The 14808-nt window shown below is 43.7% G+C and carries 15 protein-coding genes; 12 read left to right on the top strand and 3 right to left on the bottom strand.

The window, feature by feature from the left end; translation table 11 throughout:
- The first annotated feature begins 4 nt into the window (after positions 1 to 4).
- From DFO72_RS25285 to DFO72_RS25270, 4 genes are read left to right on the top strand one after another with little or no spacing between them, the layout of a single operon-like run.
- Positions 5 to 592, top strand: coding sequence for a cob(I)yrinic acid a,c-diamide adenosyltransferase (locus DFO72_RS25285; protein ID WP_113885037.1), 588 nt, complete (start codon positions 5 to 7; stop codon positions 590 to 592).
- Positions 589 to 1083 (top strand): ECF transporter S component, encoded by a 495-nt coding sequence (locus tag DFO72_RS25280; RefSeq protein WP_113885036.1) that lies wholly within the window; start codon positions 589 to 591, stop codon positions 1081 to 1083. The genes DFO72_RS25285 and DFO72_RS25280 overlap by 4 nt, the downstream gene beginning before the upstream one ends.
- Positions 1080 to 1799 (top strand): ATP-binding protein, encoded by a 720-nt coding sequence (locus DFO72_RS25275; protein WP_113885035.1) that lies wholly within the window; start codon positions 1080 to 1082, stop codon positions 1797 to 1799. Before DFO72_RS25280 ends, DFO72_RS25275 begins: the two co-directional genes overlap by 4 nt.
- 9 nt (positions 1800 to 1808) lie before the next feature.
- Positions 1809 to 2417 (top strand): histidine phosphatase family protein, encoded by a 609-nt coding sequence (locus DFO72_RS25270; RefSeq protein WP_113885034.1) that lies wholly within the window; start codon positions 1809 to 1811, stop codon positions 2415 to 2417.
- Positions 2418 to 2452: 35 nt separating this feature from the next.
- Here the strand turns inward: DFO72_RS25270 and DFO72_RS25265 are convergent, their stop codons facing one another.
- Entirely contained in the window at positions 2453 to 3004 is a 552-nt protein-coding gene (locus DFO72_RS25265; RefSeq protein ID WP_113885033.1) for a GNAT family N-acetyltransferase, read from the bottom strand.
- A 16-nt stretch (positions 3005 to 3020) separates the two neighbouring features.
- A complete protein-coding gene (locus tag DFO72_RS25260; RefSeq protein WP_113885090.1) occupies positions 3021 to 3509 on the bottom strand; it encodes an 8-oxo-dGTP diphosphatase in 489 nt (162 codons plus the stop codon).
- A 108-nt stretch (positions 3510 to 3617) separates the two neighbouring features.
- Here DFO72_RS25260 and DFO72_RS25255 point away from each other — a divergent pair, with 108 nt between their 5' ends.
- From DFO72_RS25255 to DFO72_RS25245, 3 genes are all read left to right on the top strand, one after another.
- On the top strand, positions 3618 to 4001 hold the full coding sequence (locus DFO72_RS25255; protein WP_113885032.1) for a VOC family protein: 384 nt from the start codon (positions 3618 to 3620) through the stop codon (positions 3999 to 4001).
- 226 nt (positions 4002 to 4227) lie between these two features.
- On the top strand, positions 4228 to 5694 hold the full coding sequence (locus DFO72_RS25250; RefSeq protein ID WP_113885031.1) for a SulP family inorganic anion transporter: 1467 nt from the start codon (positions 4228 to 4230) through the stop codon (positions 5692 to 5694).
- Between the two features lie 75 nt (positions 5695 to 5769).
- Entirely contained in the window at positions 5770 to 6189 is a 420-nt protein-coding gene (locus DFO72_RS25245; protein WP_113885030.1) for a universal stress protein, read from the top strand.
- A gap of 238 nt (positions 6190 to 6427) precedes the next feature.
- Here the strand turns inward: DFO72_RS25245 and DFO72_RS25240 are convergent, their stop codons facing one another.
- The gene (locus DFO72_RS25240) at positions 6428 to 7618 is read right to left on the bottom strand and encodes a dicarboxylate/amino acid:cation symporter (RefSeq protein WP_113885029.1); all 1191 of its coding nucleotides are present in this window, start codon (positions 7616 to 7618) and stop codon (positions 6428 to 6430) included.
- Between the two features lie 474 nt (positions 7619 to 8092).
- Between DFO72_RS25240 and DFO72_RS25235 the strand changes: the two genes are divergently transcribed.
- The 5 genes from DFO72_RS25235 to uvsE all read left to right on the top strand — a co-directional run bounded on the left by DFO72_RS25235 (position 8093) and on the right by uvsE (position 14782).
- Positions 8093 to 9169 carry a D-alanine--D-alanine ligase gene (locus tag DFO72_RS25235; protein WP_113885028.1) on the top strand — a complete coding sequence of 359 codons (1077 nt, stop codon included), beginning with the start codon at positions 8093 to 8095 and terminating at the stop codon, positions 9167 to 9169.
- Between the two features lie 116 nt (positions 9170 to 9285).
- Positions 9286 to 10659 carry a UDP-N-acetylmuramoyl-tripeptide--D-alanyl-D-alanine ligase gene (locus tag DFO72_RS25230; protein WP_113885027.1) on the top strand — a complete coding sequence of 458 codons (1374 nt, stop codon included), beginning with the start codon at positions 9286 to 9288 and terminating at the stop codon, positions 10657 to 10659.
- A gap of 278 nt (positions 10660 to 10937) precedes the next feature.
- The gene (locus DFO72_RS25225) at positions 10938 to 11633 is read left to right on the top strand and encodes an alpha/beta hydrolase (RefSeq protein ID WP_113885026.1); all 696 of its coding nucleotides are present in this window, start codon (positions 10938 to 10940) and stop codon (positions 11631 to 11633) included.
- Between the two features lie 504 nt (positions 11634 to 12137).
- On the top strand, positions 12138 to 13610 hold the full coding sequence (locus DFO72_RS25220; RefSeq protein ID WP_113885025.1) for a DEAD/DEAH box helicase: 1473 nt from the start codon (positions 12138 to 12140) through the stop codon (positions 13608 to 13610).
- Between the two features lie 209 nt (positions 13611 to 13819).
- Positions 13820 to 14782 (top strand): UV DNA damage repair endonuclease UvsE, encoded by a 963-nt coding sequence (gene uvsE / locus DFO72_RS25215; RefSeq protein ID WP_113885024.1) that lies wholly within the window; start codon positions 13820 to 13822, stop codon positions 14780 to 14782.
- The last annotated feature ends 26 nt before the right edge of the window (positions 14783 to 14808 follow it).

Here is a 14808-nt window from a genome sequence, read left to right as displayed (position 1 = left end):
GCTGATGAAACTTTATACACGAACTGGTGATGAGGGAAAAACAAGCATTATCGGAGGCAGGGTGGAAAAGGATGATGTAAGGGTTGAAGCATACGGAACAGTGGATGAAGTCAACTGTTTTGTCGGGCAGGCTATGACACAGCTGGATCCGTCCATTTTTCAGGATGTCCTGGAGGATCTGGAGAAGATTCAGCATGAGCTCTTTGACTGTGGCGGCGACCTTGCAAATGTTTCGAAAAAGCGGGAGCTGAAATTGACGAAGGAATCTGTAGATTATTTGGAGACTAAGATTGATAAATTGATTGAGGAAGCGCCAAAGCTTGAAAGGTTTATTCTGCCTGGGGGAGCACCCGCATCTGCATCCATTCATATCGCCAGGACAGTAACCCGGAGAGCGGAGCGGCTCGTGGTTTCACTGAAAAAAGCGGATCCGGAAACCTCTGCAGTAGCACTGAAATTCTTGAATCGTTTATCTGATTACTTCTTTGCCCTGGCAAGAGTGGTTAATTTCCGTCTTAACCAGAAAGATGTGGAGTATGTTCGCAGTGCTAATGTATTCCGTGAAGGAAAGCGCAAGGAGGATAAAGAATGAAAAGCATGCGGCTGGGCATGGCAGCCATGCTTGTTGCACTGACAGCAATCGGCGCAGCGATCAAAGTTCCGGCCGTTGTCGGAAGCGTGGCGCTGGATGCATTTCCTGCTTTGCTTGCAGCCGTGCTGCTTGGAGGCTATGGCGGTGCGGCCGTTGCTGCCATCGGGCATTTGCTGTCGGCGTTATTGGGCGGAATGCCATTAGGGCCTCTTCATCTCTTGATTGCTGTTGAAATGGCACTGTTAGCCTTTATTTTCAGTTCATTGTATCAGAGAGGCAGGCACTGGCTGGCGGGAATTCTTTTTGTGTTAGGCAATGCCTTTGCAGCCCCGCTTCCATTTATCTTTATAATGGGCCAGGCTTTTTACCTGGCAATTGTGCCTTCCCTTTTTATAGGCTCTGTGATAAATGCTGTTATTGCTTATATAGCGATTCCGAGACTAGTCAAGCTTGTGGGCCCGGCTATGACCAAAGCGGGTGCTGAGCAGTGAGGGATGTCTTAAGCGTTCCTTTTAATTCTGAAGAAATGATTGTGGTAGCCAGTGATAATAGCGGAGCAATCGGCGAGAAAGAACAGGATGCTGTCCAGGTTCCTTACGAGACCGTTTCGTATTATTCCTTTCGTGTTGCTGTCATGGAATGTTTGTCGGCAGGTGCTCAGCCATTTGCCGCTGCCCTTCAGAATTTCTGCGGAGATGATGCCTGGGATCAGCTTATACGGGGCATTAAGAAGGGGGCCGATGAATTAGGCCTTACGGAACTGCGAATCACCGGCAGTACAGAAAGCAATTTTAACCTGCTTCAATCTGCGGTAGGTTTATCTGTACTTGGCAAAAGGCAGGGGGCGCTTCCTGCTGAGACTCTAATTTATACAGATGATACAAGGATAGCGGTTATAGGTTCCCCCTTGGTTGGCCAGGAGCTGATTGAGAGAGAGGTGGAGGCAGCACCGCTGAAGCTTTTTAAAATGATTAACTCCATCGAAGATACTGAGACGCTTCCTGTAGGTTCAAAAGGTATTCTGAAAGAGCTGAACGGGCTGTTCTCCAACAGGAAGTTTGAGGTTAAGGACCTTGAATCAGAAGTGGACCTGGAAAAATCAGCAGGCCCCTCCACTTGTTTTATAGCCGTTTTTTCCGAAGCGAAATCGGAAGAAATCAGGAAACTGGCAGGAAGTTATTTTCATATACTGAAAAGAAAGGCATGAAAAAAAGGGATGCTGACTTTATATATCATCCGGCACGGTGAAACGGAATGGAACAAAGAGAAAAGAATGCAGGGGCGCCTGGATTCTGATTTAACGGAGAAAGGCAGACGTGATGCGAAGCTGCTGGGAGAGAGAGTAGGAGATATAAAATTTAAGCGTATTATCTCTTCACCGAGCAAACGGACTTTACATACAGCACAGCTTGTAAGAGGAATAAGGGAGATTCCGGTCGAGACAGATGAAAGGCTTATGGAAATAGACCTTGGTGATTGGCAGGGAAGAGTGGAAAGTGAAATAAGGGAGCTTTATCCGGCTGCGTTTGATGCCTATTGGAACCGGCCGGAGTCCTATGAAAGTGCAGGAGGAGAAAGCTTTTACGATGTGGCAAACCGCGTTGCTTCCTTTCTGGAAGACATGCAAAAGACCTCATCAGAAGGCAGTGTGCTGATTGTTACCCATGCTGTTGCTGTCAAAGCTCTTTATATGCTTTGCCGCAATGCAGCTGTCGAACGCATTTGGGACCCGCCCTTTATTCATGGAACCAGCCTGACCATCCTGCAGATCGACCAGGATAAAAAGGAATTCCTCTTAGAAGGATGCATGGCTCACTGCGAATAAGGGTTAGGCTCGTTAAAAAACGAGCCTATTTTCTATTAATGGACCCTCTCTTCCCATTCTTCCCTCAGAACGCCCATCCGGATGCTGTCATAATACTTCCCATTAACAATCCGGCATTTCCGCATTCTTCCTTCAAGCTGCATGCCGATCTTTTCAGCGGCTTTCATCATTCTTTTGTTGCCTGACCAGGTGGTAATGCCCACCCGGGCAAGCGGAAGAGAGGAAAATAGAAAGTCCACCCAGAGAGTAAGTGCTTCCGTTCCATATCCGCCATTCCAATACCCGTGGTCGTGAATTACAATTCCTGCTTCAAGCCAATTAGAATCTCGATGCTCCCAGTAGTATCCCACAATGCCGATTACCTTTTCTGACGCTGCAATTACCATGCTGTGAGGCGGGTATTCTGCTGCCTTTTGGAGAAATTCCTGTTTATACGCTTCAAAGTCTTTATACTCAAGCGGAAAATAGGGAGCATCCCATTTTTTCCACTCAGGGTTGTCTGTTCCGTAAATATAGTCCCATAAAATAGGCAAATCCTCTTCCTGTATGGGACGAATCTTCACCTTTAGGGCTGTATCTTCGATCATATCAGCTACCCCTCCATTAAATCTTAGTGAAAACCCTTGTCTTGCTTGTTCCTTCTGTGTTGTGCTCTTCATCCCAAACTGAATGGATCTCAAAAGTCCCTTCCTCGAAAAAAAGCGGCAGCTTTCTCTTAAACCAATCCTGCATGGGAAGGTCCATTGCATCTTGTCTTGAAACCCACTGCAATTCTCCTTCAGGAGGATCCGCAAGAAGGCTTCCTTCAAAGGAGTCTGCCAGATAATTAAATACCATGTAGCGCACATTCATCTGGGGGTTTACGTACTCATCCCAACCTTTAAAAATAATATTCTTGACGTGCAGCCCTGTCTCTTCAAGCACTTCGCGTTTTGCTGCATCCGTAATGCTCTCGGGAAACTCTACTTTTCCGCCTGGTGCGAGATAGCCAGGGAAGCCTTTATAATCTGGCCGTTTTATGAGAAGGATCTGATCTCCGTCTGCAACCATACACATCGTGTACATCTGATGTTCGATTTCTTTCCAGTTCATTGCTGCACCTCTATTAAATGATTCCAAAGTTTATACATTCTTCTAAAAGGAGAAAATCCCTCCTTTATTGAAATCATATCAGGAAAAGAAAAGGAGAGGTGAACATAAGTGGAATTGAAGATGGGTTATGTGATTTTATATGCGGAAAGCCTGGAAAGAACGAAGTATTTTTATGGTGAATTGCTGGGCCTGAAACTTAGGAATGAATTTGGAACTTACATCGAGTATGAAACAGGCAGCACCATTCTTTCCTTTAATACGAGAGAAGGCGGGCGGGAAGTCACCGGGCTTCCAATACCGGATGGATTAAGAAAGGAGCAGACATTTGAGCTGGGCTTTGTCACAGAAGAGGTGGAAGCGGCTGTGGAAAAGCTAAAGGCCGCAGGAGTGCCTGTCCTGCTCGAGCCTGTTGAAAAGCCATGGGGCCAGAAAGTGGCATATGTGGAAGATCCGGATGGACATTATATTGAGATTTGTTCGCCTATCGGTTAGAAATGACTCTGCTCCAGGGTCATTTTTTTGTTGGAAATTATTTTTTATATGCATAGCAATCTATTGATTTCAAAAGAAAAACATAGATTTTAAGTGTTTTTAGCGCTTACATAAAGGTTTGTAAATTTAAGTAAATATGTGTTATGATTCTATATGTTTTTGTCGGCCCGACTTTGATGAGAGTTCAAAGTCATTACTATAAATCTATTAATAAAGAGGTGTTTATTTGAAAGTTTTATCAAAAAAAGAACAATGGTTTGGCAATGTTAAGGGAGACATTCTTGCTGGAATCGTAGTGGCATTGGCACTAATTCCAGAGGCGATTGCATTCTCGATTATTGCTGGTGTTGATCCAATGGTTGGATTGTATGCATCTTTCTGTATTGCTGTAACCATTTCAATAGTTGGCGGAAGGCCTGGAATGATTTCTGCTGCAACTGGTGCGATGGCGTTATTAATGGTTACATTAGTAGCGGATCACGGACTGCAGTATTTATTTGCTGCGACCATTTTGACAGGAGTTCTGCAGATCTTATTTGGTGTGCTTAAGTTGGCCCGCTTTATGAAATTCATTCCGCGTGCGGTTATGATTGGGTTTGTTAACGCACTGGCTATATTGATCTTCATGGCTCAGCTTGAACAGTTTGTCGATGCAACATGGGTGATGTATGCGATGGTTGCCGGTGCATTGGCGATTATTTATATTTTCCCGCGATTTACTAAAGCAGTACCATCTCCTCTGGTGGCTATTATTGTTATTACTATCATTGCCATCATGACAAAGAGTGATGTGCGCACAGTTGGCGACATGGGAACTATCACATCAGCTCTTCCGGCATTCTTTATACCGGATGTTCCATTTAACCTTGAGACTCTGAAGATTATTTTCCCATACTCAATTGCCCTTGCGATCGTGGGCTTGCTTGAATCCTTGCTGACTGCATCCATAGTTGATGACATGACCGATACGGCCAGTGATAAGAATATGGAAAGCCGCGGACAGGGAATTGCGAATATCGTAGCAGGTCTATTCGGCGGAATGGCAGGCTGTGCCATGATTGGACAGTCCGTCATAAATGTGAAATCTGGCGGAAGAGGCAGACTGTCTGCTTTGACAGCCGGCACATTCCTTATGTTTCTGATTTTAGTATTAGGAAATATTGTTGTACAAATACCGATGGCTGCATTAGTCGGTGTTATGATCATGGTTTCGATCGGTACCTTTGATTGGTCATCCATTAAAGGACTTGCTAAGACGCCTGTCACAGATTCAGTTGTTATGGTGACAACGACTGTTACAACTGTTTTCACTCATGACTTATCCAAAGGAGTTTTCGCGGGAATCATCCTAAGTGCGATCTTCTTTGTCGCTAAAATTTCGAAAGTGCATGTTGCATCACGAATTGAAAGTGATAAGAAAATTTACGCTGTAACGGGCCAGGTTTTCTTTGCTTCTGTAGATGAACTTGTAGCAGCATTCGACTTTACTGAAGAATTAAAAGAAGTTGAGATTGATTTTACACAGGCGCATGTCTGGGATGACTCAGGTGTAGCTGCCATAGATAAGATTGTAATAAAGCTTCGTGACAACGGTGTGCTAGTCCGCCTATCAGGATTAAATGCGCCAAGCTCGAACTTGATTGAGCGTTTGGCCGTTCACCGCAAACCTGGTGCGAAGTTATCCGGCCACTAAAAAACTGGAATTAATACCACAGTCAGCTTTGACTGTGGTATTTTTTTTATAAGAATATGTTAGGGGTGAGGCTCTGTGTTTAAAAAAATACTGATTGCTGCAGATGGATCCGATCATTCCATTCGTGCAGCCGCTAAAGCCATTCAGCTGGCTGAACAGAATCCTGATTCTGAAATTACCGTAGTGTATGCTGTGGATGGCCAGACCTCAAAAGAAGATATCCTTCATCATTTTGATAAGAGTATAGTGGACCAGGTGAGGAAAAAACGTTTAGAACCAATAGAAAACCTATTAAAAGAAAAGGGTATTTCATATGAAATAAAGATTCTGCAGGGAGAGCCTGGACCAGCCATTGTGGAATTTGCCAACAAAATGAATCTTGATGTTGCTGTAGTTGGCAGCCGGGGTCTGAATACGCTTCAGGAAATGGTGCTCGGAAGTGTTAGCCATAAAATAGCCAAACGTGTGAAAGCGCCTGTTTTGATTGTTAAGTAAGTTCAGATATATACTTTTCACTTTCCTGGTAATGGAAAGCGGATGCCGCGCCTAGTGACCGATAAATAAAAAAAGTGACCGACATCTAGTCCGTTCTGACCGATATATTTAGAATGTGACCGATAAAATATAAAACTGGCCGATAAACTAAGCTAAGTAACCGATATGCCAGCTTAGTGCCGCGAAATTCATAAAACCGCACAAAAAAAGATGCCCCAGCAGGGACATCTTTTTTCTATTAGCCGGCTTTCGCAGCAGATTGAGGCTGAAGTTTCTTATCTTTGCCGCTTGCCTTATCAGACAGCAGCGTCAGAGCACCATCACCTGTTACATTACACGCAGTTCCAAAGCTGTCCTGGGCAAGGTATAGGGCAATCATTAGCGCAAGCATGGTCTCATTGAATCCGAGCATGCTTTCAAGCAAACCCAATGCGGCCATGACAGCCCCTCCTGGGACGCCGGGAGCTGCGATCATCGTGATGCCAAGCATTAAAATGAAAGGCAGGATTTCTGCAAATGATGCTGTTTGACCCTGCAGCATCATTACAGCGATTGCACAGCTCACAATGGTGATTGTGCTTCCGGAGAGATGAATCGTTGCCAGTAATGGAACAGAGAAATCTGCGACTTTTTCACGTGCACCAAGTTTTTTGACCTGTTTAAGCGTCACAGGAATGGTAGATGCGGATGATTGGGTTCCAAGTGCCGTAAAGTAGGCAGGCATCATATTTTTCATGAGTCTAAGCGGATTGGCTTTCATAAGGCTGCCGGCCGCCGAATATTGAAGCAGTAAAAATAATAGATGAAGAGCAATAATCATGACAAAGACTTTGGCAAATACAGAAATAATGGCGCCAACCTGTCCGCCCTGCGTCATATTGGCGAAAATCCCAAAAATATGGACAGGAAGCAATGGAATAATGACCTTTTCAATCAGTTTTTCAATAATATCACGGAAATCATTCATAGCATTTTGCAGAGTGTTTCCTTTGATTGCAGCCAATCCAAGGCCTAGAGTGAATGAAATCAGCAGTGCCGTCATGACCCCCATTACAGGAGGCATGTCCACCTGGAAAAAGGGTGAGAGCAAAGCATCCTCAGGATTCTCAAACTCTTTGAAACTTTGGTTTTTTAAAAGAATTGGATATAATACCGTCGCAGAAAAATAGGCGACTAAACCAGCAGTGATTGTAGAAGCATAGGCAAAACCAGCTGTAATCCCCAGGAGTTTCCCTGCGCCTTTTCCCATGCTCCCGATACCTGGCGCGATAAATCCGATAATAATTAATGGGATCGCAAAACCAAGAAAGTTTCCGAACAGTCCATTAAAAGTAGCAAATAGCTGAATAAGCCATTCAGGAGAAAAAGAACCTAATAAAATACCCAGTGCAATGGCTGCAATAATTCTGGGAAGCAAACCGAATTTCATTTTTATGTCCTCCTAAAAAATACAGTTGTTTTTGTTAGGAGGATTATATCCTGTTTTACGTTAAAAGTTAATAGATAAAGTTTTTGTTGTAATAATAAAATAAGTCTGATTATTTACCGGGGATTAAGGCTTATTCTCGTTAATTGCTCTATTACAGGCGGTTAAACGTTTTCTCAAGATAATAATAGATAAAAGGTGGTTTAAATTAATGCCAGAAAAGGAAATTATTTTATTGGTTTCAGATAAGAAAAGTTTCCTTTTTCAGGTCCATTTCATACATATAGGAATATGGGCGTATGTGGAGAAAAAAATTCCTGTGGAATTGAACACGTAATCACTCCCTTTCTTAAATGTGAAAGTGTTACAATAAAGAGTAGCTTGAATGAACATATAAATCAGCTTAGGCAAAATAATGAGGGAATAAAGCGGCATGAGAAGCCGGTTAGTCCATGATCGAATATTGGAGGTTCTTTTATGAAAACAAAGGTTGGCCTTTTGTACGGCGGAAAATCTGCAGAGCATAAAGTATCGATGCAGACTGCAATGGCTGTTATTAAAGCATTGGATTTAGAGGAATTTGAAATTCATCCTATTTATATATCTGAAGAAGGTCAATGGGTAAAGGGCCCTCAATTGCAAGGACCTGTTTCCAGTGTGAAGGAGCTGGAATTTTCCCAGGGGGAAGCACTTCCTCCAACAGCTTTGGCACCGACTCTTTTCCAGGATGGTCAGGATAAAGGTCCATTTGATGTAATCTTCCCGCTGCTTCATGGTCCAAACGGGGAAGACGGCACGGTTCAAGGTTTGCTTGAGCTGCTTAACCTGCCATATGTGGGGAATGGAGTATTGGCTTCATCTGCAGGGATGGATAAAGTCATCATGAAGAATATCTTTGCTCAGGCTGGCCTGCCGCAGGTGAAGTATGTCTGGTTTATCCGCAGTGAGTGGGAAAATGAGACCGAGGCAGCCTATGATCAAGTGGAAAGGGAACTCGGATACCCGTGTTTTGTAAAACCGGCCAACCTAGGTTCGAGTGTAGGCATCAGCAAGTGCATGAACCGTTCAGAGCTTGAGGGGGCATTCAAGGAAGCTTTCCAATTTGACCGTAAAATTATCATTGAAGAAGGCGTTTCAGCCAGAGAAATTGAAGCTGGCGTATTGGGCAATGATTATCCGGAATGTTCTGTTGCCGGTGAGATTGTCCCGAAAGTTGAATTCTATGACTATAAAGCTAAATATGAAGATGGGGACACAGCATTAATCATTCCTGCTGAAATATCAGAAATTGAGTACAGTGAACTGAGGGACATGGCCATTAAAGCATTTAAAGCCCTTGACTGCTCAGGTCTGGTCAGAGCTGATTTCTTTTTAACAAGAGAGGGTAAGCTTTACATTAATGAAGTCAATACAATGCCAGGCTTTACACCTTTCAGCATGTTCCCGCTTCTGTGGAAGCATACAGGAGTAGAATATCCTCAGCTGATCGAAAAGCTTGTTAATCTGGCCATCGAACGCCATGCTGAGAAACAAAGCATTAAACACACAATGTAAAAGGTTAACAGTTAAAGGAAACACGGCATCTTTGTCGTGTTCCTTTTGTTCATACATAACTGGCAATATTTGATATATACTCTGAAATTTTGATATTGCCGAATGGGAGGCGCCATATGATTAAGAAAACACTTCAGGAAATTACACGGATGATTAAAATAGATAATGATGTATCATCTTTTAATGACACATTCATACAGGGCGTTAGCATTGACTCCAGAAGAATCAATCACGGCAATCTGTTCGTACCATTCAAAGGGGAAAATTCGGACGGCCATCGATTTGTAGAAGATGCCATCGAAAAAGGGGCAGCCGCGGCTCTTTGGCAAAAGGATGTTCCCAATCCCCCTCTTCATCTTCCGATCCTGATCGTCGAAGATACACTAACAGCTCTTCAGGAATTGGCGAGAAGCTATCGCGATGAATTAAAGGTAAAAGTCACAGGCATTACAGGAAGCAACGGCAAAACAACCACCAAGGATATGACCGCAAGCCTTCTTTCCCTGCAATATAAAGTTCAAAAAACCGAAGGTAACTATAACAATCATATCGGTTTGCCCTTAACCATTCTGGCTCTTGAGGAAGATACGGAAATCGCGGTGCTGGAAATGGGGATGAGCGGCAGGGGGGAAATCGATTTCCTTACGAAGCTTGCTCGACCGGACGCTGTGATTATTACGAATATAGGCGAATCCCACCTGCAGGATTTAGGTTCCAGAGAAGGGATTGCCGAAGCTAAGCTTGAGATCGTAAATGGACTCCAGGAAAATGGCCTGGTTATTTATTACGGCGACGAGCCTCTCCTGGATGAAAAACTGAAATCCTACAATGGTTCGGCAGCTTTAAGAACTTTTGGAAGAACCGGTAAAAATGATGTATACCCGATGGATATAAAGCAGGATGACAGAGGCAGTACATTTGGAATCAATGTGTCCAGCGGTAAGTTTTATCTGCCTGTGTTAGGCACCCATAATGTTCTCAATGCCCTGGCAGCCATGATTGCAGCATCCCATTTCGGCGTTCCGTACGAAAAGATGAACGAAGGCTTCGCAAGCTTAAAGCTGACGAATATGAGGATGGAGCTTCTCGAGGGTCAAGGTGGAGAAAAAATCATCAATGATGCTTATAATGCGAGCCCAACATCCATGAATGCGGCGATTGAACTGATCGCCAACCTGCCAGGGTATAAAAAGAAAATTCTTGTTCTGGGCGATATGCTGGAGCTTGGTCCGCAGGAGGAGGATTTCCATTACTCCATAGGAAAATCTGTGGATCCTGAAAAGGTTAATTATGTATTTACTTTCGGCAAGCTTGGCGAATATATCGCCAAGGGAGCGAAGGAGGTCCTGCCTCGCGAACGGGTGGCGGCCTTTATTGACAAACAGCCGCTTATCGAAGAGCTTAAGAAACATGTGGATCAGGAAACGATTATACTGGTTAAGGCATCACGGGGCATGAAACTTGAAGAGGTTGTCTCAAGCCTTCAATAATTGTAAAAAGAATAACAATAACACTTTAACAGATATCATGGTAAGACTGAAACAGCTGGAAAATAACATGCAATCCTCACACCTTGTTAATTCTGTTTTTGGATATATCTGTTATTATGGAAATAAACCCCTGTTCCACGTGAAACAGGGGTTTATATTATTTTTATATAGTTCCTTCGTTATAATTTTTATCTTCAACAGGTTTGATTAGTATGGCAAAAAGGAAAAAGTGTAAAATAGAATTGACTTAAATTATAAAAAATGGCGGTGACTCGAGGATGATTGGCTGCATGTGCATACATGGTTTTACAGGAGCTCCATTTGAAGTAGAACCTCTGGCAGAGTATTTGAAGGAACATACAGACTGGGAGATTTCTGTGCCGACATTGCCGGGTCATGGCGATGAACTGAAGCTGAAAGGAATTGCCTATAACAAATGGATTGAGCATGCAGAAGAAGAGCTGAAAAGGCTCATAAGCCGCTGTGAGAAAGTGTATGTAGTCGGCTTTTCGATGGGCGGCCTGATCGCCAGCTACTTAACAGTGCATTACCCTGTGGATAAGCTGGTTCTGCTTAGTGCAGCTGCTTATTACGTTAATCCAAAACAGCTTTTCTTCGATATTAAAGAGATGGCAAGGGATGCCTTCAAGGGAAACCTGGCCGATAATGAGATGTTCGTCAGATATAAGCGGAAAATAAGTGCGACACCGATTACGGCAACTCTTCAATTCCGCAGGCTGGTTGCCTCTATCAAGCCTATCTTAAATCAGATCACTGTGCCGACATTGATTGCGCAAGGCGAAAGTGATGGAGTTGTGCCACCAAGAAGTGCCAGATATTTATACAATAATATAAGTTCATCTGCCAAAAAATTAATTTTTATAAAGGACTCGAAACACCTTATCTGCCATTGCGGGGAAGGGGAACGCCTCTTTCAGGAGATCCTTGGTTTTCTTCAAAAAATGCCGGAATGATAAGGTTTTCAGCCAGCCTTCAAGTTTGCAATGCTTACTTGAAAATGGTAATATAAACACCAAAGTGCCAACAGGAACTTCTTTTGAGAACCCGGACATACTCCAGCAGGAGAATGTCTTTTTTCATTAAATACAGAAGTATTGCTGAGAACATTATACTTCAGTATGGCCATAAATAGATGAGTGCTTCTCTACGGAAGAACTCATTTTTAGAGACCTGATTGTCCGTGAACAATTTGGATAGAATTTACCTCATCCTTTCCTCAAGCGGGTTTCATAGTGAGTGGGACTCTTCTTAACGAAACATAACCGCACTTTTTATAAAAATAAGAAGTTACAGCATCCAGAGACCGGGTACTGCCGGTTAAAAGGCTCCTTACGGGGTGCCCTAACTTATCTTATAATCGTCCGGAAGAGTGACTCATAGGCCAATTTTCAGGAGAATTCCTGCCTGCGGGTTTGCAGGGACAAAATTTTTCTATGATTAGAAGGAGAATGAACACATTGACAAAGTTTCAAGACTTGGGCATCAGCCCGGAAACAATGAAATCACTGAAGCGAATGGGATTTGAAGAAGCGACTCCTATTCAGACCCAGACCATTCCATTGAGTTTAGAGAATAAAGACCTGATCGGGCAGGCGCAGACAGGAACAGGAAAAACTGCTGCATTCGGAATCCCGATGATTGATAAAATCGACAACACGAAGGATTTCATTCAGGGAATTGTGATTGCTCCGACTCGCGAGCTGGCAATACAGGTATCGGAAGAACTGTATAAAATCGGCTACGGCAAAAGAACGAAAGTCCTATCCATTTATGGAGGCCAGGATATTAATCGCCAAATCCGCGCCTTGAAGAACAAACCGCATATTATCGTTGGAACGCCAGGACGTATTTTGGACCACATAAACCGCAAAACATTGCGTCTTGATCATGTCCATACAGCCATCCTTGACGAAGCGGATGAAATGCTTAACATGGGATTCATTGACGATATTGAAGCAATCCTTGCACAAATTCCGGAAGAGCGCCAGACGCTGCTTTTCTCTGCTACAATGCCTGCGCCAATCCGCAGAATGGCGGAACGCTTCATGAAGGACCCTCAAATTGTCCGCGTAAAAGCAAAGGAAATGACTGTATCATCTATTGAACAATACTATATTGAGGTGCATGAAAAGAATAAATTTGATGTGCTGACAAGACTTCTGGATATTCAATCACCGGAATTGGCAATCGTATTCGGACGTACAAAGCGCCGTGTCGATGAACTGGCCGAAGCCTTGAATCTTCGCGGATACATGGCTGAAGGAATCCACGGTGACTTAAGCCAGGCTAAGAGGATTTCTGTTCTTCGCAAGTTCAAAGAGGGAAGCATTGACGTCCTCGTTGCAACAGATGTTGCTGCGCGAGGCTTGGATATTTCCGGCGTCACACATGTATACAATTTTGATATTCCTCAGGATCCTGAAAGCTATGTTCACCGCATCGGCCGTACAGGACGTGCTGGAAAAACAGGTGTTGCGATGACATTCATCAATCCGCGCGAAAAATCGTATCTGCATGTCGTAGAACGTACAACCAAGAGAAAAATGGAACGCATGGATGCTCCAACACTGGATGAGGCCCTTGAAGGCCAGCAAAAAGCAGTCATGGAAAAAATCATGCAAACCATTGAGGAAAACAATCTTGAGAGCTATAAAGAAGCGGCAGATGAGCTTCTGGCACAAAAGGATGCTTCAACAGTGGTTCAGGCCGTGCTGAAGATGCTGACAAAAGAACCGGATACAACTCCTGTTAAATTAACAGAGGAAAAGCCGCTTCCATCTAAGCACAGAAAGCCGAATGACCGCAGCCGCGGAGGCTATAACGGAAAAGGCAGACAAGGAGGCCAGAAAGGATCATATAAATCCCGTCAAGGCCACACTGGAAAACGTCAAAGCCACAATAACCGTTCAAATAGCAGCAGCTATCGTTAATAAGAAAAACGGAAGCGCCTTGCCCACCACTGACCCTGTAGGGGGCGTTCCTCCGAATATTAAAAGTAAACCAGTACTTTAAAAAAGGAGAGCAGAGATTCTGCTCTCTTTTTCTTTTTAATTTGGTCCCGCTATTAAGGGCCGTCCATGCGCAATTTCTCAGCGGCAGCCGTACATACTAAGGGAAATGCAATGCGGGAGGAATCGACATGACGATTGTACGCCTTGGGTATGTCGCGATGAGTATGACTCTGAAAAATGCGTCACCATCCCAAACAATGACGTTTAAGCAATTCTCGGCCATTAAAGACCGCGAGGCGGCTGTAGCAAAACTGGAGCGGATTGCCGTATCAAATCTTGGAAACTGCCTGAGGCTGCTAAAGCACAATGCAGCCCATGATATCCATTTTTTTCGCTTTAGTTCCCGGCTGATTCCTCTTGCCAATCATGAGGAACTTTCTGATTGGAAGTATATGCACCCTCTTAAAGAAGCTCTATCCAAAATCGGTGACTTTCTGGACCGACACCCCATGCGGGTGGATTTTCATCCGGACCATTTTGTGCTCCTTAATACACCGAAAGTGGATACATTGAATATGTCCATTAAAACGCTGGCAATGCATAAAGCCCTTCTGAAAGGCATGGGGCTGAATCCGGCTCACCGCTGTGTACTGCATGTGGGTGGAGGATATGATGATAAAGAGAAGGCTCTTGAACAATTTATCCATAATTGGGGCTTTACGCCTTCAGGAATCCAGCAAATGATTATCCTCGAGAATGACGATACCACCTTTACCCTTGATGATACGCTCTATCTTTGTGAAAAGCTTGGGATTCCGCTTGTATTTGATTATCACCATCACCTTGCCAATTTTGAGAATGATAACTGGACGGGGCAATGGGAAAGGGTCGCAGCAACATGGGATCATTCAGAACTGCCTGTGAAAATGCATATTTCCAGTCCGAAATCAGACAAAGATTTCAGAGCGCATGCCGATTATATTAATGCTGATATGTTCATGGAGTTTCTTCAGAACATTAAGGGGTCAGTGCCTGAAATTCATTGCATGATCGAAGCGAAAATGAAGGACAGCGCACTATTTAAGCTTGCGGAAGATTTAAGAACGAACCCCGATTTGACTTTTATTGATTCATCCAGCTTTGAAATATAAGTAGTACCCCCACTTTTTTCATAAAA

This window comes from Cytobacillus oceanisediminis (assembly GCF_004366035.1).
In the GTDB taxonomy this organism is placed as follows: domain Bacteria; phylum Bacillota; class Bacilli; order Bacillales; family Cytobacillaceae; genus Cytobacillus; species Cytobacillus oceanisediminis_C.
This window is presented reverse-complemented; position numbering and strand designations above follow the sequence as displayed.